Source organism: Winslowiella toletana (assembly GCF_032164335.1).
Taxonomy (GTDB): Bacteria; Pseudomonadota; Gammaproteobacteria; order Enterobacterales; family Enterobacteriaceae; genus Erwinia; species Erwinia toletana_A.
The window spans coordinates 4,721,782-4,746,149 of record NZ_CP134152.1 but is presented as its reverse complement, the minus strand read 5'-3'; the positions used below and the strand labels follow the sequence as shown (position 1 = coordinate 4,746,149).

Genomic DNA, 24,368 nt, shown 5'->3' with positions numbered 1-24,368 from the left:
TAAGCTATCTGTTATGCAGTGGCGAAGAACTGCTCCAGATCGTCACTACCACCAATATGGCGACCGCCAATAAACACCTGTGGTACGGTGGCGCGGCCGGTTACGGCGCGCAGGCTGACGGTGGTGGCATCCTGACCCAGCACGATCTCTTCGTACTGAATGCCCCGGTCCAGCAGCATCTGTTTCGCTTTGGTGCAGAACGGACAACCGGGTTTAGTAAACAGTGACACTGATTCCTGCACTTTAAATTCTGGTGCCAGGTAGCGCAGCATGGTATCCGCATCGGAAACTTCAAACGGGTCACCCGGTTTGTTTGGTTCAACAAACATCTTCTCTACCACACCGTTACGCACCAGCATTGAATAACGCCATGAGCGCGGGCCAAATCCGAGATCGGCTTTCTCAACCAGCATCTCCATGCCACGGGTAAAGTCACCGTTGCCATCAGGAATAAAGGTGATGTTGTTGGCATGCTGATCGGCTTTCCACGCGTTCATCACGAAGGTGTCATTCACCGAAACGCACAGAATGCTGTCGACGCCGTGCTGAGCGAATACGCTGGACAGCTCGTTATAGCGTGGCAGGTGGCTCGACGAACAGGTCGGGGTAAATGCACCTGGCAGTGAAAACACGATTACCGTTTTATCTTTAAACAGCTCATCAGTTGTAACGTCGATCCAGCGATCGCCCTGACGCGTATGAAAAGTGACCTGCGGGATGGACTTACCTTCCTGACTTGCAAACATAAAGTACCTCGCGGTTAAGATTAATCAATTTGGCCCTTGCCTGAATGCTTAACATTATTGCTTTATCAGCTTGATAGGGATAATCGTTGATTGCTATCCTATCTATCGCCACGGACTATCGTGGCTCGGAGGATAAAATGAATATTCGTGATCTTGAATATCTGGTGGCGTTAGCCGAGCACCGTCATTTTCGACGTGCTGCCGATTCCTGCCATGTCAGTCAGCCAACGCTGAGTGGCCAGATTCGTAAACTGGAAGATGAATTAGGCGTCATGCTGCTGGAGCGCACCAGCCGTAAAGTACTTTTCACGCAGGCGGGTTTGCTGCTGGTGGATCAGGCGCGCACCGTGCTGCGTGAAGTGAAAGTACTGAAAGAGATGGCGAGCCAACAGGGCGAGGCGATGTCCGGGCCACTGCATATCGGCCTGATTCCAACCGTTGGGCCTTATTTGCTGCCACAAATTGTGCCGATGCTGCACCAGACTTTTCCCAAGCTGGAAATGTATCTGCATGAATCTCAGACCCAGCAGCTGCTGGCGCAACTCGACAGCGGTAAGCTGGACTGCGCGATCCTGGCGTTGGTCAAAGAGAGCGAAGCCTTTATTGAGGTGCCGTTATTCGACGAGCCAATGAAACTGGCGATCTATGCCGATCATCCATGGCACGATCGCGATCGTGTGCCGATGTCCGATCTGGCGGGTGAAAAGCTGCTGATGCTGGAGGACGGTCACTGTCTGCGCGATCAGGCGATGGGCTTCTGTTTCCAGGCGGGTGCCGATGAAGATACGCATTTCCGGGCCACCAGTTTAGAGACGCTGCGCAATATGGTGGCGGCAGGCAGCGGTATTACGCTGTTACCTTCACTGGCGGTGCCGAAAGAGCGCGTGCGCGATGGCGTCTGCTATCTGTCGTGCTACAAGCCGGAACCGCAGCGCACGATTGCGCTGGTCTATCGCCCTGGCTCGCCACTGCGCAGCCGTTATGAACAGCTGGCAGAGGCGATTCGCACCCATATGCAGGGTGTGATGGGCAGTAGCTTAAAACAGGCGGTTTAAGCCGTTCAGTGCCGCTACCCGATAGGCTTCCGCCATCGTCGGATAGTTAAAGGTGGTATTCACGAAGTATTCAATCGTGTTGCCACCATTTTTTTGCTCCATGATCGCCTGACCGATATGAATAATCTCGGCGGCGCGCTCACCAAAGCAGTGAATGCCTAAAATCTCTTTGGTTTCGCGATGGAACAGGATCTTCAGGCTACCAACGTGCATACCCACAATCTGCGCACGCGCCAGATGTTTAAACTGCGCACGACCCACTTCATATGGCACTTTCATCGCCGTCAGCTGCTGTTCGGTTTTACCGACAGAACTGATTTCCGGAATGGTATAAATCCCGGTTGGGATATCCTCAATCAGATGGGCTGAAGCTTCACCTTTAATGATCGCCTGTGCTGCAATACGCCCTTGATCGTAGGCTGCCGACGCAAGGCTTGGATAACCGATCACGTCACCGACCGCGTAAATATGCGGCTGGGCAGTCTGATACATACTGTTAACCTTCAGCAGGCCACGGCTGTCGGCTTCCAGACCCACCTTGTCCAGCGAGAGCGAATCAGTGTTACCGGTACGGCCATTGGCATACAGCAGGCAATCAGCTTTCACTTTCTTGCCGGATTTCAGATGCACAATCACGCCATCCTGTACGCCTTCTACTTTCTCAAACTCTTCGTTGTGACGAATCACCACGCCGCTGTTCCAGAAGTGGTAAGAGAGCGAGTCGGACATCTCCTGATCGAGGAATGCCAGCAGACGATCGCGAGTGTTAATCAGATCGACTTTGACATTCAGGCCACGGAAGATCGATGCGTATTCACAGCCGATCACCCCGGCACCATAAATGATCACATGGCCCGGCTCATGATGCAGATTGAGGATCGAGTCGGAGTCATAAATGCGCGGATGGGTAAAGTCGACTTCGGCCGGATGATACGGGCGTGACCCACAGGCGATAACAAATTTCTCTGCGGTCAGGCGGTCAGTAGTGCCGTCAGGAAAGACAATTTCAACGGTGTTGGCATCAACAAACTGGGCATCGCCCTGAAACAACTCGCAATGGTTGCGCTCATAAAAACCCTGACGCATGCGGGTTTGCTGGCTGATAACGTTTTCGGTGTGGTTAAGAATGTCAGCAAATGAGGAGCGAAGCAGGCGGCTGTGGTCACTGTAAAGCGGGTTCTGATTGAATTCGATGATGCGGCTTACAGCGTGACGGAGCGCTTTCGACGGGATGGTTCCCCAGTGGGTACAGCCACCGCCGATATTGTGAAAGCGCTCGATTACCGCGATACGCGCTCCCTGTTTAACCAGGCCCATGGCGGCACCCTCGCCACCAGGACCTGAGCCAATGACTATGGCATCGTAATCGTAAGACTGTTGCATACCAGTACGTCCTATATTTTATCTACATTTTTACAACGAGATTCTAACATCTCATTGCAGACATCCCAATTGTATCAGCGATTTTTGCCTCGATTTGACAAAGCGTGAGGTTAACAAGCGTTGACAAAGTTGATAGGACTGTACGCTGAAAAGTTTGCTATAGTTCCGCTTCGGCAGGACAAACAGGCACAACCATGGGCGTCAGAGCACAACAAAAAGAACGTACACGGCGTTCGCTCATTGAAGCGGCATTCAGTCAGCTGAGTGCCGAAAGAAGTTTCGCCAGCCTGAGCCTGCGAGAAGTTGCGCGCGAAGCGGGAATCGCGCCGACATCATTTTATCGTCACTTTCGTGATGTAGATGAGTTAGGGTTGACCATGGTCGACGAGAGCGGTCTGATGCTGCGTCAGTTGATGCGTCAGGCTCGTCAGCGTATTGCCAAAGGCGGCAGCGTTATTCGCACCTCGGTCTCTACTTTTATGGAGTTTATCGGCAACAATCCCAACGCTTTTCGCCTGTTATTACGCGAGCGTTCGGGTACTTCTGCCGCTTTCCGTGCCGCTGTGGCGCGGGAGATACAACATTTTATCGCTGAACTGGCGGATTATCTTGAGCTGGAAAACCGTATGCCGCGCAGTTTCACCGAAGCGCAGGCCGAGGCAATGGTTATTATTGTCTTTAACGCCGGTGCAGAGGCGCTGGACATCGATGTCGCGCAGCGCCGTCAGCTCGAAGAGCGACTGGTGTTACAGCTGCGCATGATCTCGAAAGGTGCGTATTACTGGTATCGCCGTGAGCAAGAGAGGCTGGCGGTCACTTTAGCATCAAATGATTAAGCTGGTTGATAAGGATAATGAAATGACTGAACCGACCCACCGGGATAAAGGAACACTAGTTTTAGCGTTTATTACTGGCCTGTCGATAAATGGTTCTTTTTCGGTGCTTTTTAGCTCCATTGTGCCGTTTTCAATCTTTCCGCTGATTGCGTTGGGTCTTGCCGCCTGGTGTCTGCATCAGCGTTATCTCAACCGCGCGATGCCTGATGGCATGCCTTCGCTGGCCGCCGCATTTTTCCTGCTGGGCATTCTGCTGTATAGCGCGATTGTGCGTGCGGAGTATCCGGATATTGGATCGAATTTTGTGCCGACCATTTTGATGGTGGCGTTGATCTTCTGGATTGGGCTGCGTATTAAAGCCGGCAGAAAATAACAGCGTAAAACGGCGAACTCGGTTCGCCGTTACTGTTTTTTAGCGGCGAGTCAGCAGCACACCGCATTCCATATGATGGGTATACGGGAACTGATCAAACAGTGCCAGGCGTGTCACATCGTGGGTTTGCGACAGCGTTTGCAGGTTAGCGCTCAGTGTCTCCGGGTTACAGGAGATATACAGAATCTGTGGATACGCCTGCACCATCTTCACCGTTTCGTCATCAAGGCCGCTGCGTGGCGGGTCAACAAAGATGGTTTCACACTGGTAACTGGTTAAGTCGATACCCTCTAAACGGTTAAACTGACGCGTGCCGTTCATCGCCTGGGTAAACTCTTCCGCCGACATGCGAATAATCTGCACATTATCAATCTGGTTCACCGCAATATTGTACTGCGCTGAAGCGACCGACGGCTTGGCGATTTCGGTAGCCAGTACGCGGCGGAAATTACGAGCCAGCGCCAGCGAGAAGTTGCCGTTACCACAATACAGTTCCAGCAGGTCACCCTGTGAACCGGCAGTGACATCCAGCGCCCACTCCAGCATCTGAATATTCATCGCCGCATTAGGCTGCGTGAAGCTATTTTCTACCTGACGATAAACCAGTTCACGGCCCGCGACCGGCAGACGCTCATCGACAAAATCCTGGTCGAGACAGATTTTGGTTTTGGTGGCGCGACCAATCAGATGAAGCTCAAACCCCTGCGCGCGTAACGCATCACGCAGTGCCGCTGCCGCCTGTTGCCACTCATCATCCAGCTTACGGTGATACAGCAGCGACACCACCACCTGGTTGCTCATGGTCGACAGATAATCTATCTGGAACAGTTTGCGGCGCAACACGCGGTTATCGCGAATCGCTTCAATCAACAGCGGCATCAGGCGATTAATCAGTTCGCTGGCTGCCGGGAAGCTGTCGACGCGAATACGCTCACGGGTCTGCTGATCAAACATAATATGATAGATGTCGTCGCCGTCATGCCAGAGGCGAAACTCTGCACGCATCCGGTAATGACTGACCGGTGAACGAAATACCTCAACTTCAGGCGCAGCAAAGGGTGACATCATCCCCTGTAAACGGGTGACTTTCTCCGCCAGCTGGGCGTCATAGTTTTCGATTGGCAATTGTTCGGGCGTCATGAGAATTCCTGATTGAGTGGCTGACTTGCCGGGCGATTGTAGGGATTCGATCGTCGATGTCCAGCGTTGTCGCGAAAACCCTTATTTTAGCAGCCTGGAAGTCTGGATTTCTATTCATCTAAATCGTAGTATGCGATTTCCGGCCTCCTTGAGTTAAAAGGGAATCCAGTGCAAATCTGGAGCTGACGCGCAGCGGTAAGGATTGTCGTGGCGATTGCCAGTGCAGACACTGTCTATATTGATGGGAAGTCTTCGCCAGTTAATGACACCAAGCCCGAAGACCTGCCGGAGTACGTCGCAATTTATACGGTCATCGCGTGCTATCGGTCGTATGCCTGCGGCATCCTGCTACATCTGTTTGGATGCTTTAATTCAAATGATTAAAACAAAAACTTCGCTGCTGGCTTTTAGCGCCACGGCAATTTCACTCTGGGCGCAAAACGGCGTTGCGCAGCAAAATGATGATCAGCTGGTAGTTACCGCTAATCGTTTTGCGCAGCCAGTTTCTTCAGTACTGGCCCCGACAACGGTTGTGACGAAAGAACAGATCGATCGCTGGCAATCTAAAACTGTCACCGATGTGATGCGCCGGTTACCGGGTGTAGATATCGGACAAAATGGCGGAATGGGGCAGAAAAGCTCGCTGTTTATTCGTGGCACCAACTCTGGCCATGTTCTGGTGCTGATTGACGGCATTCGTCTTAATCAGGCTGGAATCAGTGGTTCTTCCGATCTCAGTCAAATTCCCATCTCTTTGGTACAGCGCATAGAATATGTGCGCGGCGCGCGTTCTGCAGCCTATGGTTCTGATGCGATTGGCGGCGTGGTAAATATTATCACCGGCCGCGATAAGCCGGGCACCACTCTGACAGCGGGTCTCGGTTCCCATGGTTATCAGGCTTATGATGGTTCGACTCAGCAGCAGTTAGGTGAGAACACCTTGCTGACGATGGCGGGCAACTACACTTATACCAAAGGGTTTGATGTCGAAGCCGGATTTCCGGATGTTTATGGCACTCCCGGACAGCCAGACCGCGACGGCTTTATGAGTAAAACGCTGTACGGCATGGTTGAACATCAGTTTGACGATCGGTTCAGCGGTTTCTTTCGTGGTTACGGTTTTGATAATCGCACCGGTTATGATGGTACCTGGGCCTACGACGATGCCTTCAACATTATAGGCCTGCCGGATACCCGCCAACTCTACAGCCAGACCTGGGATACCGGTTTACGTTTCCATGAAGGTATCTACTCAACTCAGCTGATAGCCAGCTACAGCCATACCAAGGATTACAATTACGATCCTGCCAAGGGTCGCTACGATGCCTCCGCGACGCTGGATGATGTGCAGCAGTATAACCTGCAGTGGGGCAATACTTTCGCAGTGGCTAACGGCACGCTGAGCGCCGGTGTTGACTGGCAAAAGCAGACCTCTGAGCCCGGCAGCGGTTTTGTACAGTCAGGACAGGAGCAGCGCAATACCGGTGTCTATGCCACCACCCAGCAGAAATTTGGCAGCGTGACGCTGGAGGGGGCGGTGCGCGGTGACGACAATAATGAATTTGGCTGGCATAACACCTGGCAATCTGCCGCGTCATGGGAGTTTGTTGACGGTTATAGCGTCTTCGCTTCTTACGGCACCGCTTTTAAAGCGCCCAACCTCAATCAGGTCTACAGCGAAACTTATGGCAATCGCGATCTCGATCCGGAAAAGAGTAAGCAGTGGGAAGGCGGCTTTGCCGGTTTAACCGGTCCGGTAAACTGGCGCATTTCTGGCTATCGTAACGATATCGACGATTTGATTAGTAGCGATCCATCGACCTACCGTTTCTACAATATAGATAAAGCGAAGATTAAAGGCGTTGAAGCCACGGCCTCCTTTGATACTGGTCCGCTTAGCCATCAAATTTCTTATGACTATGTTGATCCACGCGATGTCACGACGAATGAAGTACTGTTACGTCGTGCTAAACAGCAGGTTAAGTACCAGCTTGACTGGACCCTCTACAACGTTGACTGGTCAGTGAGTTATCAGTATCTCGGCGAACGCTATGATAAAGATTTCAACTCTTCTTACACTGCCCGCAGCGTAAAACTCGGTGGAGTAAGTTTGTGGGATCTCGCGGTTTCGTATCCGGTCACAACTCAGCTCACCGTTCGTGGTAGAATTGCCAACCTGTTCGATAAAGATTACGAGACAGCGTATGGCTATCAAACCCCAGGACGGGAATACTTCGTCAACGGCAGCTACAGCTTCTGATTTAAGACCCACCGTGTTGATCTTTGACTCCGGCGTCGGTGGGCTTTCTGTCTATGATGAGATTCGGCAACTGCTGCCGGATCTCCATTATCTCTATGCTTTCGATAACGTCGCTTTTCCTTATGGTGAGAAGAGTGAAGAGTTTATTGTTGAGCGTGTCGTAGAGATTGTGACGGCAATTACTCAAATTACTCCTCTGGCACTGGTGGTTATTGCCTGTAACTCGGCGAGTACCGTCACTTTACCTGCTCTGCGCGCGCGCTTTGAATTTCCGGTGGTCGGCGTTGTGCCGGCGATTAAGCCTGCGGCACGCTTGACCCGTAACGGTATTGTCGGTTTGCTGGCGACCCGTGGCACGGTACGTCGTCCCTATACTCATGAGCTGGTGGCGCGTTTTGCCAGTGAATGTAAAACCGAAATGCTCGGCTCAGCGGAGCTGGTGGAACTGGCCGAGGCTAAACTGCACGGTCAGCCGGTCTCTTTAGAAGAGATCAAACGCATTCTGCAGCCGTGGCTGCGAATGGCTGAGCCACCGGACACGGTAGTGTTGGGCTGCACTCACTTCCCTTTATTAAGTGAAGAGCTACAGCAGGTATTGCCTGAGGGCACGCGGCTGGTCGATTCCGGTGCCGCTATTGCACGACGGACAGTCTGGTTACTGGAGCATGAGTCTCCTGTTGCGCTGTCAGCGGCAGGCAATACGGCTTATTGCATGGCTTTCACCGAAGAAACTGCGCAATTAATGCCCGTTTTACAGCGTTATGGCTTTGAAAAGCTCGAAAAATTGACGTTTTGAGCAAAAAAGAGACACTCGAAAAGTTTTTTGCATTTAGGGCTTGTCAGCTGTCAGAAACTCCCTATAATGCGCCTCCACTGACACGGAACAACGACTTAACGGTCGCCGCATCAGGAAGAGAAAAGTAAAAAAATACTTGACTCTTCAAGAGGAAAGCGTAATATACGTGACCTCGCAACAGCAACTTAAAATGCTGATTGCACTGCTCTTTAACAATTTATCAGACAATCTGTGTGGGCACTCGCAGGGTTGATATCGCAAACCATCCTCGGATGGAAAAAATTTGAAATATCAAGTCTCAAGAGTGACTACTATATTCATTACGAATAACAGTTTTAATTCTTTGAGCATCAAGCTTTTTAATTGAAGAGTTTGATCATGGCTCAGATTGAACGCTGGCGGCAGGCCTAACACATGCAAGTCGAACGGTAGCACAGGGGAGCTTGCTCCCTGGGTGACGAGTGGCGGACGGGTGAGTAATGTCTGGGGATCTGCCCGATGGAGGGGGATAACTACTGGAAACGGTAGCTAATACCGCATAACGTCGCAAGACCAAAGTGGGGGACCTTCGGGCCTCACACCATCGGATGAACCCAGATGGGATTAGCTAGTAGGTGGGGTAACGGCTCACCTAGGCGACGATCCCTAGCTGGTCTGAGAGGATGACCAGCCACACTGGAACTGAGACACGGTCCAGACTCCTACGGGAGGCAGCAGTGGGGAATATTGCACAATGGGCGCAAGCCTGATGCAGCCATGCCGCGTGTATGAAGAAGGCCTTCGGGTTGTAAAGTACTTTCAGCGGGGAGGAAGGGATGAGGGTTAATAACCTTCGTCATTGACGTTACCCGCAGAAGAAGCACCGGCTAACTCCGTGCCAGCAGCCGCGGTAATACGGAGGGTGCAAGCGTTAATCGGAATTACTGGGCGTAAAGCGCACGCAGGCGGTTTGTTAAGTCAGATGTGAAATCCCCGGGCTCAACCTGGGAACTGCATTTGAAACTGGCAAGCTTGAGTCTCGTAGAGGGGGGTAGAATTCCAGGTGTAGCGGTGAAATGCGTAGAGATCTGGAGGAATACCGGTGGCGAAGGCGGCCCCCTGGACGAAGACTGACGCTCAGGTGCGAAAGCGTGGGGAGCAAACAGGATTAGATACCCTGGTAGTCCACGCCGTAAACGATGTCGACTTGGAGGTTGTGCCCTTGAGGCGTGGCTTCCGGAGCTAACGCGTTAAGTCGACCGCCTGGGGAGTACGGCCGCAAGGTTAAAACTCAAATGAATTGACGGGGGCCCGCACAAGCGGTGGAGCATGTGGTTTAATTCGATGCAACGCGAAGAACCTTACCTGGCCTTGACATCCACGGAATTCGGCAGAGATGCCTTAGTGCCTTCGGGAACCGTGAGACAGGTGCTGCATGGCTGTCGTCAGCTCGTGTTGTGAAATGTTGGGTTAAGTCCCGCAACGAGCGCAACCCTTATCCTTTGTTGCCAGCGAGTAATGTCGGGAACTCAAAGGAGACTGCCGGTGATAAACCGGAGGAAGGTGGGGATGACGTCAAGTCATCATGGCCCTTACGGCCAGGGCTACACACGTGCTACAATGGCGCATACAAAGAGAAGCGACCTCGCGAGAGCAAGCGGACCTCATAAAGTGCGTCGTAGTCCGGATCGGAGTCTGCAACTCGACTCCGTGAAGTCGGAATCGCTAGTAATCGTAGATCAGAATGCTACGGTGAATACGTTCCCGGGCCTTGTACACACCGCCCGTCACACCATGGGAGTGGGTTGCAAAAGAAGTAGGTAGCTTAACCTTCGGGAGGGCGCTTACCACTTTGTGATTCATGACTGGGGTGAAGTCGTAACAAGGTAACCGTAGGGGAACCTGCGGTTGGATCACCTCCTTACCTATGTGAAGATACCCGCGTAGTGCCCACACAGATTGTCTGATGAAAAAGTAACGAGCAGAAAAAACCTCTACAGGCTTGTAGCTCAGGTGGTTAGAGCGCACCCCTGATAAGGGTGAGGTCGGTGGTTCAAGTCCACTCAGGCCTACCAAATTTGTACTCATGCTGCGTTGTTCGGCTGGCTCGCATAGTGAACTATGCGTCGCAACCTCACGCCTTGCCTGAGCACAAATTAGCATTCGTGTTTTTAACGAGTGTGACTCCTGGTGAGTGGTAGTAGATGGTCTCTGCAGTAACTGTATGGGGCTATAGCTCAGCTGGGAGAGCGCCTGCCTTGCACGCAGGAGGTCAGCGGTTCGATCCCGCTTAGCTCCACCATACTGTTTACTCAAAAAATACTTCAGAGCAAACCGGCAACGGTGTGCTGCGAAGTATTATGCTCTTTAACAATCCGGAACAAGCTGAAAATTGAAACGACGCGTCGTCTCATTTCTCCGTAATAAGAAATGAATCGCGATGTGTTCGAGTCTCTCAAATGCTTACAACCGCAGTGGAAACACTTGTGGGTTGTGAGGTTAAGCGACTAAGCGTACACGGTGGATGCCCTGGCAGTCAGAGGCGATGAAGGGCGTGCTAATCTGCGATAAGCGACGGTAAGCCGATATGAGGCGCTACAACCGTCGATACCCGAATGGGGAAACCCAATGCAATTCGTTGCATTATCATTAAGTGAATACATAGCTTAATGAGGCGAACCTGGGGAACTGAAACATCTAAGTACCCAGAGGAAAAGAAATCAACCGAGATTCCCCCAGTAGCGGCGAGCGAACGGGGAACAGCCCAGAACCTGAATCAGTTTGTGCAGCAGTGGAAGCCTCTGGAAAGTGGCGCGATACAGGGTGATAGCCCCGTACACGAAGCTGCACTTGCTGTGAGTTCGATGAGTAGGGCGGGACACGTGACATCCTGTCTGAATATGGGGGGACCATCCTCCAAGGCTAAATACTCCTGACTGACCGATAGTGAACCAGTACCGTGAGGGAAAGGCGAAAAGAACCCCGGCGAGGGGAGTGAAACAGAACCTGAAACCGTGTACGTACAAGCAGTGGGAGCCTTGATTTATCAGGGTGACTGCGTACCTTTTGTATAATGGGTCAGCGACTTATATTCTGTAGCAAGGTTAACCGTATAGGGGAGCCGCAGGGAAACCGAGTCTTAACTGGGCGTTAAGTTGCAGGGTATAGACCCGAAACCCGGTGATCTAGCCATGGGCAGGTTGAAGGTTGGGTAACACTAACTGGAGGACCGAACCGACTAATGTTGAAAAATTAGCGGATGACTTGTGGCTGGGGGTGAAAGGCCAATCAAACCGGGAGATAGCTGGTTCTCCCCGAAAGCTATTTAGGTAGCGCCTCGTGAACTCATCTCCGGGGGTAGAGCACTGTTTCGGCTAGGGGGCCATCCCGGCTTACCAACCCGATGCAAACTGCGAATACCGGAGAATGTTATCACGGGAGACACACGGCGGGTGCTAACGTCCGTCGTGAAGAGGGAAACAACCCAGACCGCCAGCTAAGGTCCCAAAGTCATGGTTAAGTGGGAAACGATGTGGGAAGGCACAGACAGCCAGGATGTTGGCTTAGAAGCAGCCATCATTTAAAGAAAGCGTAATAGCTCACTGGTCGAGTCGGCCTGCGCGGAAGATGTAACGGGGCTAAACCATGCACCGAAGCTGCGGCAGCGACACTATGTGTTGTTGGGTAGGGGAGCGTTCTGTAAGCCGTCGAAGGTGGACTGTGAGGTCTGCTGGAGGTATCAGAAGTGCGAATGCTGACATAAGTAACGATAAAGCGGGTGAAAAGCCCGCTCGCCGGAAGACCAAGGGTTCCTGTCCAACGTTAATCGGGGCAGGGTGAGTCGACCCCTAAGGCGAGGCTGAAAAGCGTAGTCGATGGGAAACAGGTTAATATTCCTGTACTTGGTGTTACTGCGAAGGGGGGACGGAGAAGGCTAGGTTATCCGGGCGACGGTTGTCCCGGTTTAAGCGTGTAGGCTTGCATTCCAGGCAAATCCGGAATGCTTTAAGGCTGAGGCGTGATGACGAGCCACCACGGTGGTGAAGTAACTGATGCCATGCTTCCAGGAAAAGCCTCTAAGCTCCAGGTAACACGAAATCGTACCCCAAACCGACACAGGTGGTCAGGTAGAGAATACCAAGGCGCTTGAGAGAACTCGGGTGAAGGAACTAGGCAAAATGGTGCCGTAACTTCGGGAGAAGGCACGCTGGCGCGTAGGTGAAGGGACTTGCTCCCGGAGCTGAAGCCAGTCGAAGATACCAGCTGGCTGCAACTGTTTATTAAAAACACAGCACTGTGCAAACACGAAAGTGGACGTATACGGTGTGACGCCTGCCCGGTGCCGGAAGGTTAATTGATGGGGTTATCCGCAAGGAGAAGCTCTTGATCGAAGCCCCGGTAAACGGCGGCCGTAACTATAACGGTCCTAAGGTAGCGAAATTCCTTGTCGGGTAAGTTCCGACCTGCACGAATGGCGTAATGATGGCCAGGCTGTCTCCACCCGAGACTCAGTGAAATTGAACTCGCTGTGAAGATGCAGTGTACCCGCGGCAAGACGGAAAGACCCCGTGAACCTTTACTACAGCTTGACACTGAACATTGAGCCTTGATGTGTAGGATAGGTGGGAGGCTTTGAAGCGTGGACGCCAGTCTGCGTGGAGCCAACCTTGAAATACCACCCTTTAATGTTTGATGTTCTAACCTGGCGCCGTAATCCGGCGTGGGGACAGTGTCTGGTGGGTAGTTTGACTGGGGCGGTCTCCTCCTAAAGAGTAACGGAGGAGCACGAAGGTCAGCTAATCACGGTCGGACATCGTGAGGTTAGTGCAATGGCATAAGCTGGCTTGACTGCGAGAGTGACGGCTCGAGCAGGTGCGAAAGCAGGTCATAGTGATCCGGTGGTTCTGAATGGAAGGGCCATCGCTCAACGGATAAAAGGTACTCCGGGGATAACAGGCTGATACCGCCCAAGAGTTCATATCGACGGCGGTGTTTGGCACCTCGATGTCGGCTCATCACATCCTGGGGCTGAAGTAGGTCCCAAGGGTACGGCTGTTCGCCGTTTAAAGTGGTACGCGAGCTGGGTTTAGAACGTCGTGAGACAGTTCGGTCCCTATCTGCCGTGGGCGCTGGAGAATTGAGAGGGGCTGCTCCTAGTACGAGAGGACCGGAGTGGACGCATCACTGGTGTTCGGGTTGTCATGCCAATGGCATTGCCCGGTAGCTAAATGCGGAAAAGATAAGCGCTGAAAGCATCTAAGCGCGAAACTTGCCTCGAGATGAATTCTCCCTGACTCCTTGAGGGTCCTGAAGGGACGTTGAAGACTACGACGTTGATAGGCCGGGTGTGTAAGCGCAGCGATGCGTTGAGCTAACCGGTACTAATGACCCGTGAGGCTTAACCTTACAACGCCAGAAGTGTTTTGGTGGTTGTGAAGTGAGAGAACCATCAATATTCAGCTTGTTCGAAACGGATTGATTCGCGTGGCCTGCAGGGGCGGCGCGGATAACAGAATTTGCCTGGCGGCTTTAGCGCGGTGGTCCCACCTGACCCCATGCCGAACTCAGAAGTGAAACGCCGTAGCGCCGATGGTAGTGTGGGGTCTCCCCATGCGAGAGTAGGGAACTGCCAGGCATCAAATTAGTACCATTTCCCGTGACGCGGAAGTGAGAGAAACACCTGAAGTCAGACGATAAGTCTGGAATCAGTACAGAATCGGTGGAGCGGTAGTTCAGTTGGTTAGAATACCTGCCTGTCACGCAGGGGGTCGCGGGTTCGAGCCCCGTCCGTTCCGCCACCCTTTTAGGGGCGTAGTTCAATTGGTAGAGCACCGGTCTCCAAAACCGGGTGTTGGGAGTTCGAGTCTCTCCGCCCCTGCCATAAAAAATAATCCTTTGCTTCGGCAAAGGATTTTTTTTGTCTGCAATTTGCCACGCAAGCTCACCTCTTACTCACCTCTTACTTCTTTTCGCTGCAAATAACAGCAATCAACTGGGCCAGCCATGGCCAACCCTGATTTTCTCTGCTCGCTTTTTAAACTTATGGCTTATTTAATGACCGGAAATTTTAACAGCTGACGGATATGAGACTGTTGATCGCTGTTCTGCAACCAGACTCCATACAAAGGGCGTACCACAACTGGTGTGTCTGGAATGACCAGCAGATCGGGATAAAAACTGTGCCAAACGTCTGGCAAAAATGCGCAGGCTCCGGTTGTATGCAGCAATTGCCGGGTTAAATGTGCTGAGGTGGTAGTGAGAACCGGCACGTCATCGGCCCCAGCCAGATAGCTCCCATGCTGATGAAAATCCGCACCCCATTCCAGCTTAATGTAATCATACTTTTCTCGTTTTTCGCTCTGTCGTGAGCGGAATAGCGTCAAAGAAATATGACCAATTTGCTGGCTGGTCAGCTCATCCATTTTCGGTGCTTCAGTGGTGATAAGCAGATCAAGCTGACGCTCATGTAGTTGCTTCACCAACAGATGACGCTGAGCGATTCGCGCTTCAAGATGCAGGTTCTGTTGATTCTCATACAGCGATTGTAGCCACGGTGTCAGATAGGCTTCCCACAATGAAGCGCTGGCACCTATCGACAGCTCGTGATGCTGCTGAGTGTGCGATACCTCCTTTTTTGCCATCATCCAGGTACTCATCAGACTCTCGGCGTAGGGCAGTAAACGCTCTCCGGCTGAGGTCAGACGAATATTATTGCGATGGCGGGTAAAGAGATTCACCCCTAACTGATTTTCCAACTGTCTGATACGGAAACTGACCGCAGACTGCGTGAGATAAAGTGCTTCAGCCGCACGCCCAAAGTGGCGAGTTCTGCTCACCTCAAGAAAGGTTTTAAGTAATTCCGTATCCACAGTTATCTCCCAAAAATCATTTGTCGTAATGATTTAAATGTTTTGTTTTACACTCTGTCAAGCCTATCTAATACTCCGCGCCATAAATAGCACGGCCATATAAAGAGTTAGGAGCGTGTAAAATGGCGGAAAGCTTCGCAACAACTAATCGTTTTTTTGATAACAAACATTATCCACGAGGATTCTCTCGTCACGGTGATTTCACCATCAAGGAAGCGCAACTTCTTGAACGTCACGGTTATGCGTTCAATGAGCTGGATCTGGCAAAGCGCGAACCGGTTACGGAAGAAGAGCGTCTGTTTATCGAAGTGTGTCGTGGTGTTCGTGAACCGCAAACGGAAGCGGAACGCGTCTGGTCAAAGTATATGACACGCATCAAGCGTCCGAAACGCTTTCATACCCTTTCAGGCGGTAAACCGCAGATGGAAGGTGTTGAAGACTACTCTGACAGCGACGATTAAAATAAATGGGGCCAAAAGCCCCATTTTTCATTCCAGACTTTTATGCAAATGAATCAGTAAGCGGTCGATAGCGCGATAGCTAAGAGCTTCATGCAGATGCGCACGCTGTATCTCTTCCTCACCCGCCAGGTCAGCAATAGTGCGTGCAACTTTAACAATACGTTGCCATGCTCTGACTGAAAGCCCCAGTTTTATCAGTACCGACTCCAGCCATTCAGCGTCCTGCTGAGAAATTACACACCATTGCTGTATCTCACTATTGCTTAGCATGGCATTGCTTTTCCCTGCGCGAGACAGCTGTCGCTTCCGGACTGTTAACACTCGCTGTCTGACCGTCTCTGTAGACTCACTACAACACCGTTCGCGGCTGCTTAACATTCCCGAAGGCAGTAATGGTACTTCCAGCGACAGATCAAATCGGTCAAGAAATGGACCTGACAAGCGACTGAGATAGCGCAAAGTTTGCTGCGGTGAACTGCGGCTGTGCATGCCCTGATAATGGCCGGAAGGGCTGGGATTCATGGCGGCAACCAGCTGAAAACGTGCCGGGTAGGTCACTTTAGCGCGTGCGCGTGAAATCGAAATCTCCCCGGACTCGATAGGTTCTCTTAATGCATCCAACGCCCGTCGCTCAAACTCCGGCAGCTCATCAAGAAACAATACGCCATTGTGGGCAAGAGAAATTTCTCCCGGACGCGGCAGCGAACCGCCACCGACCAGCGCATACATTGAGGAGCTGTGATGAGGCGCCCGGAACGGCCGCTGACGCCATTGTTTATGCATCGTGCCGCTACCAACCAGGCTGGCAATTGCCGCACACTCCAGCGCTTCGTGGTCGCTTAATGGCGGCATCAATCCAACCAGTCGGGTCGCCAGCATAGTTTTGCCAGTGCCGGGCGGGCCAATAAGCAGCAGATTGTGGCCTCCTGCCGCCGTAATTTCTAAAGCGCGCCTGGCCTGATGCTGACCGATGATTTCATTGAGATCGTGCGGATTTTCAGCTTCAGCCAACGCATCGGCAACGGCCACCGCCAGGCTGCTCTGACCATGCAAAAAACTACACACCTCCAGCAGATGGCTGGCAACTAAACTTTCGCCATGCTGGATTAAACCGACATCCTGTTGATTATCCCGCGACAGAATCAGCTGGCGACCACTATGCAGCGCAGCGATCGACGCAGGAATAGCGCCCTGTACGCCTCGTAGTGCGCCGCTAAGTGCTAACTCTCCCAGGAATTCATAGTCAGGCAACTTATCGTCAGGGATTTGCTCTGAGGCGGCAAGAATAGCGATGGCTATCGGCAGGTCATAGCGGCCACCCTCTTTTGGCAGGTCGGCGGGTGCCAGGTTGACGGTGATGCGTTTAGCTGGAAAGGTAAATCCACTGTTAATAATCGCACTTCTGACGCGATCGCGTGCTTCTTTTACCGTGGTTTCGGGTAAACCGACCAAAGATAGCGCGGGCAGACCGTTACTTAGATGTACTTCGACAGAAACCAGCGGTGCTTCAACACCCAGCGCCGCACGCGTTGAGACAATCGCAATCGCCATAATCACTCCTTGTGAGCGAACAGTGTGTCCGGAGAATCTCGCAGTGGCGAGGGCTAAAACAGAATGATGTGTGGTGTGTCGAAAATGATCGTCGACGGTTACAGATGGCTGAATAAATTCTGGCGACGCTTCGCAAAGCCGGCTGAAGTTTTTATCACGCCAGCGGTGTGATGAACTTTTTTCAGGGTTCAGTTTATTTACGTTATAACAATCGCTTAACTCAGTTATCTAACACTCGGCGCAAAAATTTCCGCCGAAAAAAGTTGTCATTCACTGGGTAACTGTGATAACTCTGTAGGCATTACTTCGAACAAGCGAAAAATAGAAACTAAAATGAAAGCCCTTCTACGAGTGATTAGCCTAGTCGTGATTAGCGTGGTGGTGATTATTATCACACCTTGCGGGGCTTCGCTTGGAGAAAGAAAGGCTTAAAAATCAAGTCTGAATTCACAAAAAACCCCCGCACCGAAAGGTCCGGGGGTTTTTTTTCGACCAGACGCAATGTCAGAGAATGCGAGAGGAATAAAGAATGAACAGTAGCATAAAATGCTGTTGTTCCCAGCGAGAGGCGGGGGAATAACTATGAATGGTGCTCAGTGGGTGGTTCAGGCGTTGCGTGCGCAAGGTGTAGAAACAGTATTCGGCTATCCGGGTGGCGCGATCATGCCGGTGTACGATGCACTCTATGATGGCGGCGTCGAGCACCTACTGTGTCGTCATGAGCAAGGTGCCGCGATGGCAGCAATTGGCTATGCACGCTCAACCGGTAAAGTGGGCGTCTGTATCGCCACTTCCGGTCCGGGCGCGACGAACCTGATTACCGGACTGGCAGATGCGATGATGGACTCCGTGCCGGTAGTTGCCATCACCGGCCAGGTATCGTCGGCTTTTATCGGTACCGATGCGTTTCAGGAGATCGATGTATTAGGCCTGTCACTGTCATGCACCAAACATAGTTTCCTGGTTGAGTCACTCGACGATCTGCCTTCAGTAATGGCAGAAGCTTTTGCCATTGCTCAGTCTGGCCGTCCTGGCCCGGTACTGGTCGATATTCCTAAAGATATTCAGCTGGCCAATGGCGAATTTACGCCATATCTGCTGCCAGTGGAGGAACCGCTGGCGCATCCGGTCAACGAGTTGCAGCAAGCGCGTGCAATGCTGGCTCAGGCGAAAAAGCCGGTGCTGTATGTGGGTGGCGGCGTGGGTATGGCGCAAGCGGTGCCGGCGCTGCGCGCCTTTGCTAAAGAGACCGGGATCCCGACCGTTGCCACGCTGAAGGGGCTTGGCGCACCGGATGCAAACGATGCCTGCTACCTGGGCATGCTGGGGATGCACGGTACCAAAGCGGCTAACTTCGCGGTTCAGGAGTGTGACTTACTGATTGCGATCGGCGCACGTTTTGACGACCGCGTTACCGGTAAGCTGGATACTTTCGCGCCACACGCCAGTGTTATCCATATGGATATCGATCCGGCAGAACTGAACAAGCTGCGTCGTGCGCATGTCGCATTGCAGGGTGATTTTAATCAGCTGCTGCCAGAGATGTACCAACCATTAGAGATAGCTGCCTGGCGCGAACATGTGATGGCGCTGAAGGCTGAGCACGGCTGGCGTTACGATCATCCGGGTGAAGCAATCTATGCGCCGCTGTTTTTACAGCAGCTGTCGGCCCGCAAGCCGGACAGTGCGGTGGTGACTACCGATGTTGGTCAGCACCAGATGTGGAGCGCTCAGCATATGAGTTTTAGCGCCCCGGAGAACTTCATTACTTCCAGTGGGTTGGGTACGATGGGTTTTGGCCTGCCTGCCGCGGTCGGTGCACAGGTGGCTCGCCCGGATGACACGGTTATCTGCGTATCCGGCGACGGTTCATTTATGATGAATGTGCAGGAGCTGGGCACCATCAAGCGTAAACAGCTGCCGGTAAAAATCGTCCTGCTGGATAATCAACGTTTAGGCATGGTTCGACAGTGGCAGCAGCTGTTCTTCTCTGAGCGCTACAGTGAAACCAATCTCTCTGACAACCCCGACTTCCTGATGCTGGCCCGTGCCTTTGATATTCCAGGCCAGCGCATTACCCGAAAAGACCAGGTCGACGCTGCATTAGATGCTCTGCTGAATAGCGAAGGGCCTTACATGCTGCATGTTTCAATCGATGAGCATGAAAACGTCTGGCCACTGGTACCGCCTGGTGCCAGCAACGCAAATATGATGGAGAAAATCTCATGAATCAGCATCAATTGTCTATCGAAGCGCGTTTCCGACCTGAAATATTGGAGCGTATTTTACGCGTTGTTCGCCATCGTGGATTCCAGGTTTGTTCTATGAACATGGCTTCGTCGAGCAATGTGAGCAATATTAATATTGAAATGACCGTTGCCAGCCAGCGCTCCATCGATTTACTGTCAGTGCAGCTGAGTAAATTAATGGACGTTGCCTGCGTTCAGATTCAACAACAGACAACACAACAAATCCGCGCGTAGTCGCGAAAGGAAATAAGAATGACGACGAAGAAAGCAGACTTTATCTGGTTCAATGGCGAGATGGTTAAATGGGAAGACGCTAAGGTCAGCGTAATGTCCCACGCACTGCACTACGGCACCTCAGTATTCGAAGGCGTCCGTTGCTACGACTCGCACAAAGGCCCGGTAGTTTTCCGCCATCGTGAACATATGCAGCGCCTGCATGATTCTGCCAAAATTTATCGTTTCCCGGTCAGCCAGAGCGTCGATGAGCTGATGGAAGCGTGCCGCGAAGTTCTGCGCAAAAACAACCTGAAAAGTGCTTACATTCGTCCGCTGGTATTTGTTGGTGATGTTGGTCTGGGCGTTAACCCGCCAGACGGTTATAACACTGATGTGATCATCGCTGCCTTCCCTTGGGGTGCCTACCTCGGTGCTGAAGCGCTGGAGCAGGGCATCGACGCCATGGTTTCTTCCTGGAATCGCGTCGCACCAAACACTCTGCCAACCGCAGCGAAAGCCGGTGGTAACTACCTCTCTTCACTGCTGGTTGGCAGCGAAGCGCGTCGTCACGGTTATCAGGAAGGTATTGCACTGGATACTCAGGGCTACATCTCTGAAGGTGCAGGCGAAAACCTGTTTGAAGTGAAAGATGGCATCCTGTTTACGCCGCCGTTTACCTCTTCAGCACTGCCAGGCATTACCCGTGATGCCATCATCAAATTAGCCAAAGATATGGGTATCGAAGTGCGTGAACAGGTCCTGTCGCGTGAATCCCTGTATCTGGCAGACGAAGTCTTTATGTCCGGTACCGCAGCGGAAATCACCCCGGTGCGCAGCGTTGACGGCATCAAGGTCGGCGAGGGCAAATGTGGTCCTGTCACCAAGCGTATTCAACAAGCATTCTTCGGCCTGTTTACCGGTGAAACGGAAGACAAATGGGGCTGGCTGGATCAGGTAAACCCATAAGTATAACGATTCGGCGAGCGGATTATTGTCCGCTCGCAACTTATTCAGACTGGAGTAAATAGAGCATGCCTAAGTACCGTTCCGCCACCACCACCCACGGCCGTAATATGGCGGGTGCCCGTGCCTTGTGGCGCGCTACCGGAATGACTGATGATGATTTTGGTAAGCCGATCATCGCGGTTGTTAACTCATTCACCCAATTCGTACCCGGCCATGTGCACCTGCGCGATCTGGGCAAGCTGGTCGCCGAGCAGATTGAAGCGTCTGGTGGTGTGGCAAAAGAGTTCAACACCATTGCAGTCGATGACGGAATCGCCATGGGTCATGGTGGCATGCTGTATTCACTGCCGTCTCGTGAGTTGATTGCTGACTCAGTGGAATATATGGTTAATGCCCACTGCGCCGATGCAATGGTGTGTATTTCCAACTGCGACAAAATCACCCCAGGAATGTTGATGGCCGCGCTGCGTCTGAACATTCCTGTCATCTTTGTCTCCGGCGGTCCGATGGAAGCCGGTAAGACCAAGCTGTCCGATAAAATCATCAAGCTGGATCTGGTTGACGCCATGATTCAGGGCGCAAACCCGAACGTCAGCGACGCTGACAGCGATCAGATTGAACGTTCTGCCTGTCCAACCTGTGGTTCCTGTTCCGGCATGTTTACCGCTAACTCAATGAACTGTCTGACCGAGGCGCTGGGTCTGTCGCAGCCGGGTAATGGTTCACTGCTGGCGACTCACGCCGACCGTAAACAGCTGTTCCTTAATGCCGGTAAACGTATCGTTGATCTGGCAAAACGCTACTACGAACAGGACGACGAAAGTGCCTTGCCACGTAGCATCGCCAGTAAAGCGGCATTCGAGAACGCGATGACGCTGGATATTGCCATGGGCGGTTCTACCAATACCGTACTGCATCTGCTGGCTGCTGCGCAGGAAGGCGAGATTGAGTTCGATATGAGTGATATCGATCGCCTGTCTCGCCTGGTGCCGCATCTGTGTAAAGTGGCGCCAAGCACGCCGAAATACCATATGGAAGATGTCCATCGCGCCGGTGGCGTGCTCGGTATTCTCGGTGAGTTGGATCGCGCCGGACTGATGAATAACGACGTGCGTAACGTGCTGGGTCTGAACCTGAAACAGACGCTGGAACAGTACGACATTATGCTGACTAAAGACGAAGCGGTGAAGAAGATGTTCCGCGCCGGTCCGGCAGGCATCCGCACCACGCAGGCATTCTCGCAGGATTGCCGTTGGGACACGCTGGATGACGATCGTCAGGAAGGCTGTATCCGTTCGCGTGAATTTGCTTTCAGTCAGGATGGCGGCTTAGCGGTGCTGTACGGCAACATCGCGCAGGACGGCTGCATCGTGAAAACCGCAGGCGTCGAGAAAGAGAGCCATGTTTTCCGCGGCCCGGCGAAAGTTTATGAGTCACAGGATGACGCGGTTGAAGCGATTCTCGGTGGCAAGGTGGTTGCAGGCGACGTGGTGGTGATTCGCTACGAAGGGCCAAAAGGCGGGCCGGGCATGCAGGAAATGCTCTATCCGACCACTTATCTGAAATCGATGGGCCTCGGCAAAAGCTGTGCGCTGATCACCGACGGCCGTTTCTCCGGCGGTACTTCCGGTCTCTCTATCGGTCATGCCTCACCGGAAGCCGCAGCGGGCGGTGTAATTGCGCTGGTGAAAGACGGTGACATCATCGATATCGATATCCCGAATCGCGGCATTAAGCTGGATGTGCCGGATAACGAACTGCACGCGCGTCGTGAAGAAGAAGAGGCACGCGGTGCCGAAGCTTACACGCCGCACGGTCGTGTACGTCAGGTCTCTCTTGCACTGCGTGCTTACGCGTTGCTGGCGACCAGTGCCGACAAAGGCGCGATCCGCGATAAGAGCAAGCTGGGAGGCTAAAAATGGCAGAGTCTCAACCGCTATCCGACGCACCCTGTGGTGCTGAGTATCTGCGCGCAGTGTTGCGCGCGCCGGTATACGAAGTGGCGCAGGTAACACCGCTGCAGAAAATGGAAAAAATTTCTTTGCGTCTGGGTAATACCATTTTGGTAAAACGCGAAGATCGTCAGCCGGTTCACAGCTTTAAGCTGCGCGGCGCTTACGCGATGATCGCCAGCCTGACGGAAGAGCAGAAAGCGCGCGGCGTAGTGACGGCGTCGGCAGGCAACCACGCGCAGGGCGTGGCGCTGTCGGCCACTAAGCTGGGCATTAAATCGCTGATCGTCATGCCAGTGGCGACGGCAGACATCAAGGTCGATGCGGTGCGGGCGTTTGGCGGTGAGGCTTTTCTGTTCGGCGCTAATTTCGATGAAGCGAAAGCCAAAGCGATTGAACTGTCGGAAGCTCAGGGTTACACCTTTGTTCCACCGTTCGATCATCCGGCGGTGATTGCGGGCCAGGGAACGCTGGCAATGGAGCTGTTGCAGCAGGATGCGCACCTTGATCGGATATTTGTTCCGGTTGGCGGAGGTGGCCTGGCGGCCGGTGTGGCAGTGCTGATTAAACAGCTGATGCCGCAAATCAAAGTGATTGCGGTGGAAGCGGAAGATTCAGCCTGCCTGAAAGCCGCGCTGGAGGCCGGTGAACCGGTCGACCTGCCGCGCGTCGGGCTGTTTGCTGAAGGCGTAGCAGTCAAACGTATTGGTAACGAAACCTTCCGCCTGTGTCAGGAGTATCTCGACGACATCATCACCGTTGACAGTGACGCGATCTGCGCGGCAATGAAAGACCTGTTTGAAGATGTGCGCGCGGTCGCGGAGCCTTCTGGCGCGCTGGCGCTGGCCGGGATGAAGAAATATATCCAGCAGCACGACATCAAAGGCGAACGGCTGGCGCATGTGCTGTCGGGGGCCAACGTGAACTTCCACGGGCTGCGCTATGTATCAGAGCGCTGCGAACTGGGGGAACAGCGTGAAGCGCTGTTGGCGGTCACGATTCCTGAACAGCAAGGCAGCTTCCTGAAGTTTTGCCAGCTGTTGGGTGGCAGAGCGGTCACCGAGTTCAACTATCGCTATGCTGATGCTGATAACGCCTGCATTTTTGTTGGCGTGCGCTTAACCCGTGGCATTGAAGAGCGCGGTGAAATCATCGCTCTGCTCAGCGACGGCGGCTACAAGGTGGTGGATCTGTCTGACGATGAAATGGCGAAGCTGCATGTACGCTATATGGTCGGCGGACGCCCGTCAAAACCGCTTCGCGAAAGGCTGTTCAGCTTTGAGTTCCCGGAGTCACCGGGCGCACTGCTGCGTTTTCTGCAGACGCTGGGTACTCACTGGAATATTTCGTTGTTCCATTACCGCAGTCACGGCACCGACTACGGTCGGGTACTGGCCGGTTTTGAGCTGGGAGAAAACGAACCGGAATTTGAACAGCATCTCACCGCGCTGGGCTATGACTGCCACGATGAGACGCGGAATCCGGCGTTCAGCTTCTTCCTGGCCGGAAAATAACGCGGGAGTTGTGAACGGCTCT

The 24,368-nt window shown here is 52.8% G+C and carries 17 protein-coding genes, 4 tRNA genes, 3 rRNA genes and 1 riboswitch; of the genes, 19 read left to right on the top strand and 5 right to left on the bottom strand.

Annotation, left to right across the window (positions count from 1 at the left end):
* Positions 1-11: 11 nt before the first annotated feature.
* Positions 12-746, bottom strand: a complete 735-nt coding sequence (locus RIN69_RS21570) for a redoxin family protein (protein WP_313854472.1) — start codon at positions 744-746, stop codon at positions 12-14.
* A 137-nt stretch (positions 747-883) separates the two neighbouring features.
* Between RIN69_RS21570 and oxyR the strand changes: the two genes are divergently transcribed.
* On the top strand, positions 884-1,801 hold the full coding sequence (gene oxyR / locus RIN69_RS21565; protein ID WP_313854469.1) for a DNA-binding transcriptional regulator OxyR: 918 nt from the start codon (positions 884-886) through the stop codon (positions 1,799-1,801).
* Here the strand turns inward: oxyR and sthA are convergent.
* On the bottom strand, positions 1,784-3,184 hold the full coding sequence (gene sthA / locus RIN69_RS21560) for a Si-specific NAD(P)(+) transhydrogenase (RefSeq protein WP_313854467.1): 1,401 nt from the start codon (positions 3,182-3,184) through the stop codon (positions 1,784-1,786). The two genes, oxyR and sthA, sit on opposite strands and share 18 nt — an antisense overlap.
* Before the next feature lie 194 nt (positions 3,185-3,378).
* Here sthA and fabR point away from each other — a divergent pair, with 194 nt between their 5' ends.
* A complete protein-coding gene (fabR, locus tag RIN69_RS21555) occupies positions 3,379-4,020 on the top strand; it encodes an HTH-type transcriptional repressor FabR (RefSeq protein WP_052901668.1) in 642 nt (213 codons plus the stop codon).
* 22 nt (positions 4,021-4,042) lie between these two features.
* The gene (locus RIN69_RS21550) at positions 4,043-4,393 is read left to right on the top strand and encodes a YijD family membrane protein (protein ID WP_313854465.1); all 351 of its coding nucleotides are present in this window, start codon (positions 4,043-4,045) and stop codon (positions 4,391-4,393) included.
* A gap of 39 nt (positions 4,394-4,432) precedes the next feature.
* On the opposite strand, the gene trmA is transcribed toward RIN69_RS21550, so the two are convergent.
* Positions 4,433-5,533, bottom strand: coding sequence for a tRNA (uridine(54)-C5)-methyltransferase TrmA (gene trmA / locus RIN69_RS21545; protein WP_313854464.1), 1,101 nt, complete (start codon positions 5,531-5,533; stop codon positions 4,433-4,435).
* 123 nt (positions 5,534-5,656) lie between these two features.
* Positions 5,657-5,837: riboswitch (cobalamin riboswitch) on the top strand.
* A gap of 72 nt (positions 5,838-5,909) precedes the next feature.
* Here trmA and btuB point away from each other — a divergent pair.
* From btuB to RIN69_RS21500, 9 genes are all read left to right on the top strand, one after another.
* Positions 5,910-7,793 (top strand): TonB-dependent vitamin B12 receptor BtuB, encoded by a 1,884-nt coding sequence (gene btuB, locus RIN69_RS21540; RefSeq protein WP_313854463.1) that lies wholly within the window; start codon positions 5,910-5,912, stop codon positions 7,791-7,793.
* Positions 7,738-8,589: a glutamate racemase gene (gene murI / locus RIN69_RS21535; RefSeq protein WP_313854462.1), complete on the top strand. Its 852-nt coding sequence runs from the start codon at positions 7,738-7,740 to the stop codon at positions 8,587-8,589. The genes btuB and murI overlap by 56 nt, the downstream gene beginning before the upstream one ends.
* Before the next feature lie 360 nt (positions 8,590-8,949).
* A 16S ribosomal RNA gene (locus RIN69_RS21530) occupies positions 8,950-10,492 on the top strand.
* A gap of 74 nt (positions 10,493-10,566) precedes the next feature.
* A tRNA-Ile gene (locus tag RIN69_RS21525) sits at positions 10,567-10,643 on the top strand.
* 151 nt (positions 10,644-10,794) lie between these two features.
* Positions 10,795-10,870 (top strand) — tRNA-Ala (locus RIN69_RS21520).
* A gap of 195 nt (positions 10,871-11,065) precedes the next feature.
* Positions 11,066-13,974 (top strand): 23S ribosomal RNA (locus tag RIN69_RS21515).
* Positions 13,975-14,087: 113 nt separating this feature from the next.
* A 5S ribosomal RNA gene (gene rrf / locus RIN69_RS21510) occupies positions 14,088-14,203 on the top strand.
* Together the 16S, 23S and 5S rRNA genes with 4 tRNA genes alongside form the textbook arrangement of a ribosomal RNA operon.
* Before the next feature lie 86 nt (positions 14,204-14,289).
* Positions 14,290-14,366 (top strand) — tRNA-Asp (locus RIN69_RS21505).
* Between the two features lie 7 nt (positions 14,367-14,373).
* Positions 14,374-14,449, top strand: a tRNA-Trp gene (locus RIN69_RS21500).
* Positions 14,450-14,615: 166 nt separating this feature from the next.
* On the opposite strand, the gene hdfR is transcribed toward RIN69_RS21500, so the two are convergent.
* Entirely contained in the window at positions 14,616-15,437 is an 822-nt protein-coding gene (gene hdfR, locus RIN69_RS21495; RefSeq protein WP_313854460.1) for an HTH-type transcriptional regulator HdfR, read from the bottom strand.
* 122 nt (positions 15,438-15,559) lie between these two features.
* On the opposite strand from hdfR, the gene RIN69_RS21490 reads away from it, so the two are divergent.
* Positions 15,560-15,898 carry a DUF413 domain-containing protein gene (locus RIN69_RS21490; RefSeq protein WP_052900516.1) on the top strand — a complete coding sequence of 113 codons (339 nt, stop codon included), beginning with the start codon at positions 15,560-15,562 and terminating at the stop codon, positions 15,896-15,898.
* Positions 15,899-15,925: 27 nt separating this feature from the next.
* On the opposite strand, the gene RIN69_RS21485 is transcribed toward RIN69_RS21490, so the two are convergent.
* Positions 15,926-17,449, bottom strand: coding sequence for a YifB family Mg chelatase-like AAA ATPase (locus RIN69_RS21485; protein ID WP_313854458.1), 1,524 nt, complete (start codon positions 17,447-17,449; stop codon positions 15,926-15,928).
* Positions 17,450-17,782: 333 nt separating this feature from the next.
* On the opposite strand from RIN69_RS21485, the gene ilvL reads away from it, so the two are divergent.
* The 6 genes from ilvL to ilvA all read left to right on the top strand — a co-directional run bounded on the left by ilvL (position 17,783) and on the right by ilvA (position 24,346).
* Complete coding sequence (gene ilvL, locus RIN69_RS21480; RefSeq protein ID WP_072133251.1) at positions 17,783-17,881, top strand: ilv operon leader peptide; 99 nt, start codon at positions 17,783-17,785, stop codon at positions 17,879-17,881.
* Positions 17,882-18,031: 150 nt separating this feature from the next.
* Positions 18,032-19,678, top strand: a complete 1,647-nt coding sequence (ilvG, locus tag RIN69_RS21475) for an acetolactate synthase 2 catalytic subunit (RefSeq protein ID WP_313854455.1) — start codon at positions 18,032-18,034, stop codon at positions 19,676-19,678.
* Positions 19,675-19,932, top strand: coding sequence for an acetolactate synthase 2 small subunit (gene ilvM / locus RIN69_RS21470; RefSeq protein WP_313854453.1), 258 nt, complete (start codon positions 19,675-19,677; stop codon positions 19,930-19,932). The genes ilvG and ilvM overlap by 4 nt, the downstream gene beginning before the upstream one ends.
* Positions 19,933-19,950: 18 nt before the next feature.
* Entirely contained in the window at positions 19,951-20,880 is a 930-nt protein-coding gene (gene ilvE, locus RIN69_RS21465; protein WP_313854451.1) for a branched-chain-amino-acid transaminase, read from the top strand.
* 65 nt (positions 20,881-20,945) lie between these two features.
* A complete protein-coding gene (gene ilvD / locus RIN69_RS21460) occupies positions 20,946-22,796 on the top strand; it encodes a dihydroxy-acid dehydratase (RefSeq protein WP_313854449.1) in 1,851 nt (616 codons plus the stop codon).
* A gap of 2 nt (positions 22,797-22,798) precedes the next feature.
* On the top strand, positions 22,799-24,346 hold the full coding sequence (ilvA, locus tag RIN69_RS21455; RefSeq protein ID WP_313854447.1) for a threonine ammonia-lyase, biosynthetic: 1,548 nt from the start codon (positions 22,799-22,801) through the stop codon (positions 24,344-24,346).
* The last annotated feature ends 22 nt before the right edge of the window (positions 24,347-24,368 follow it).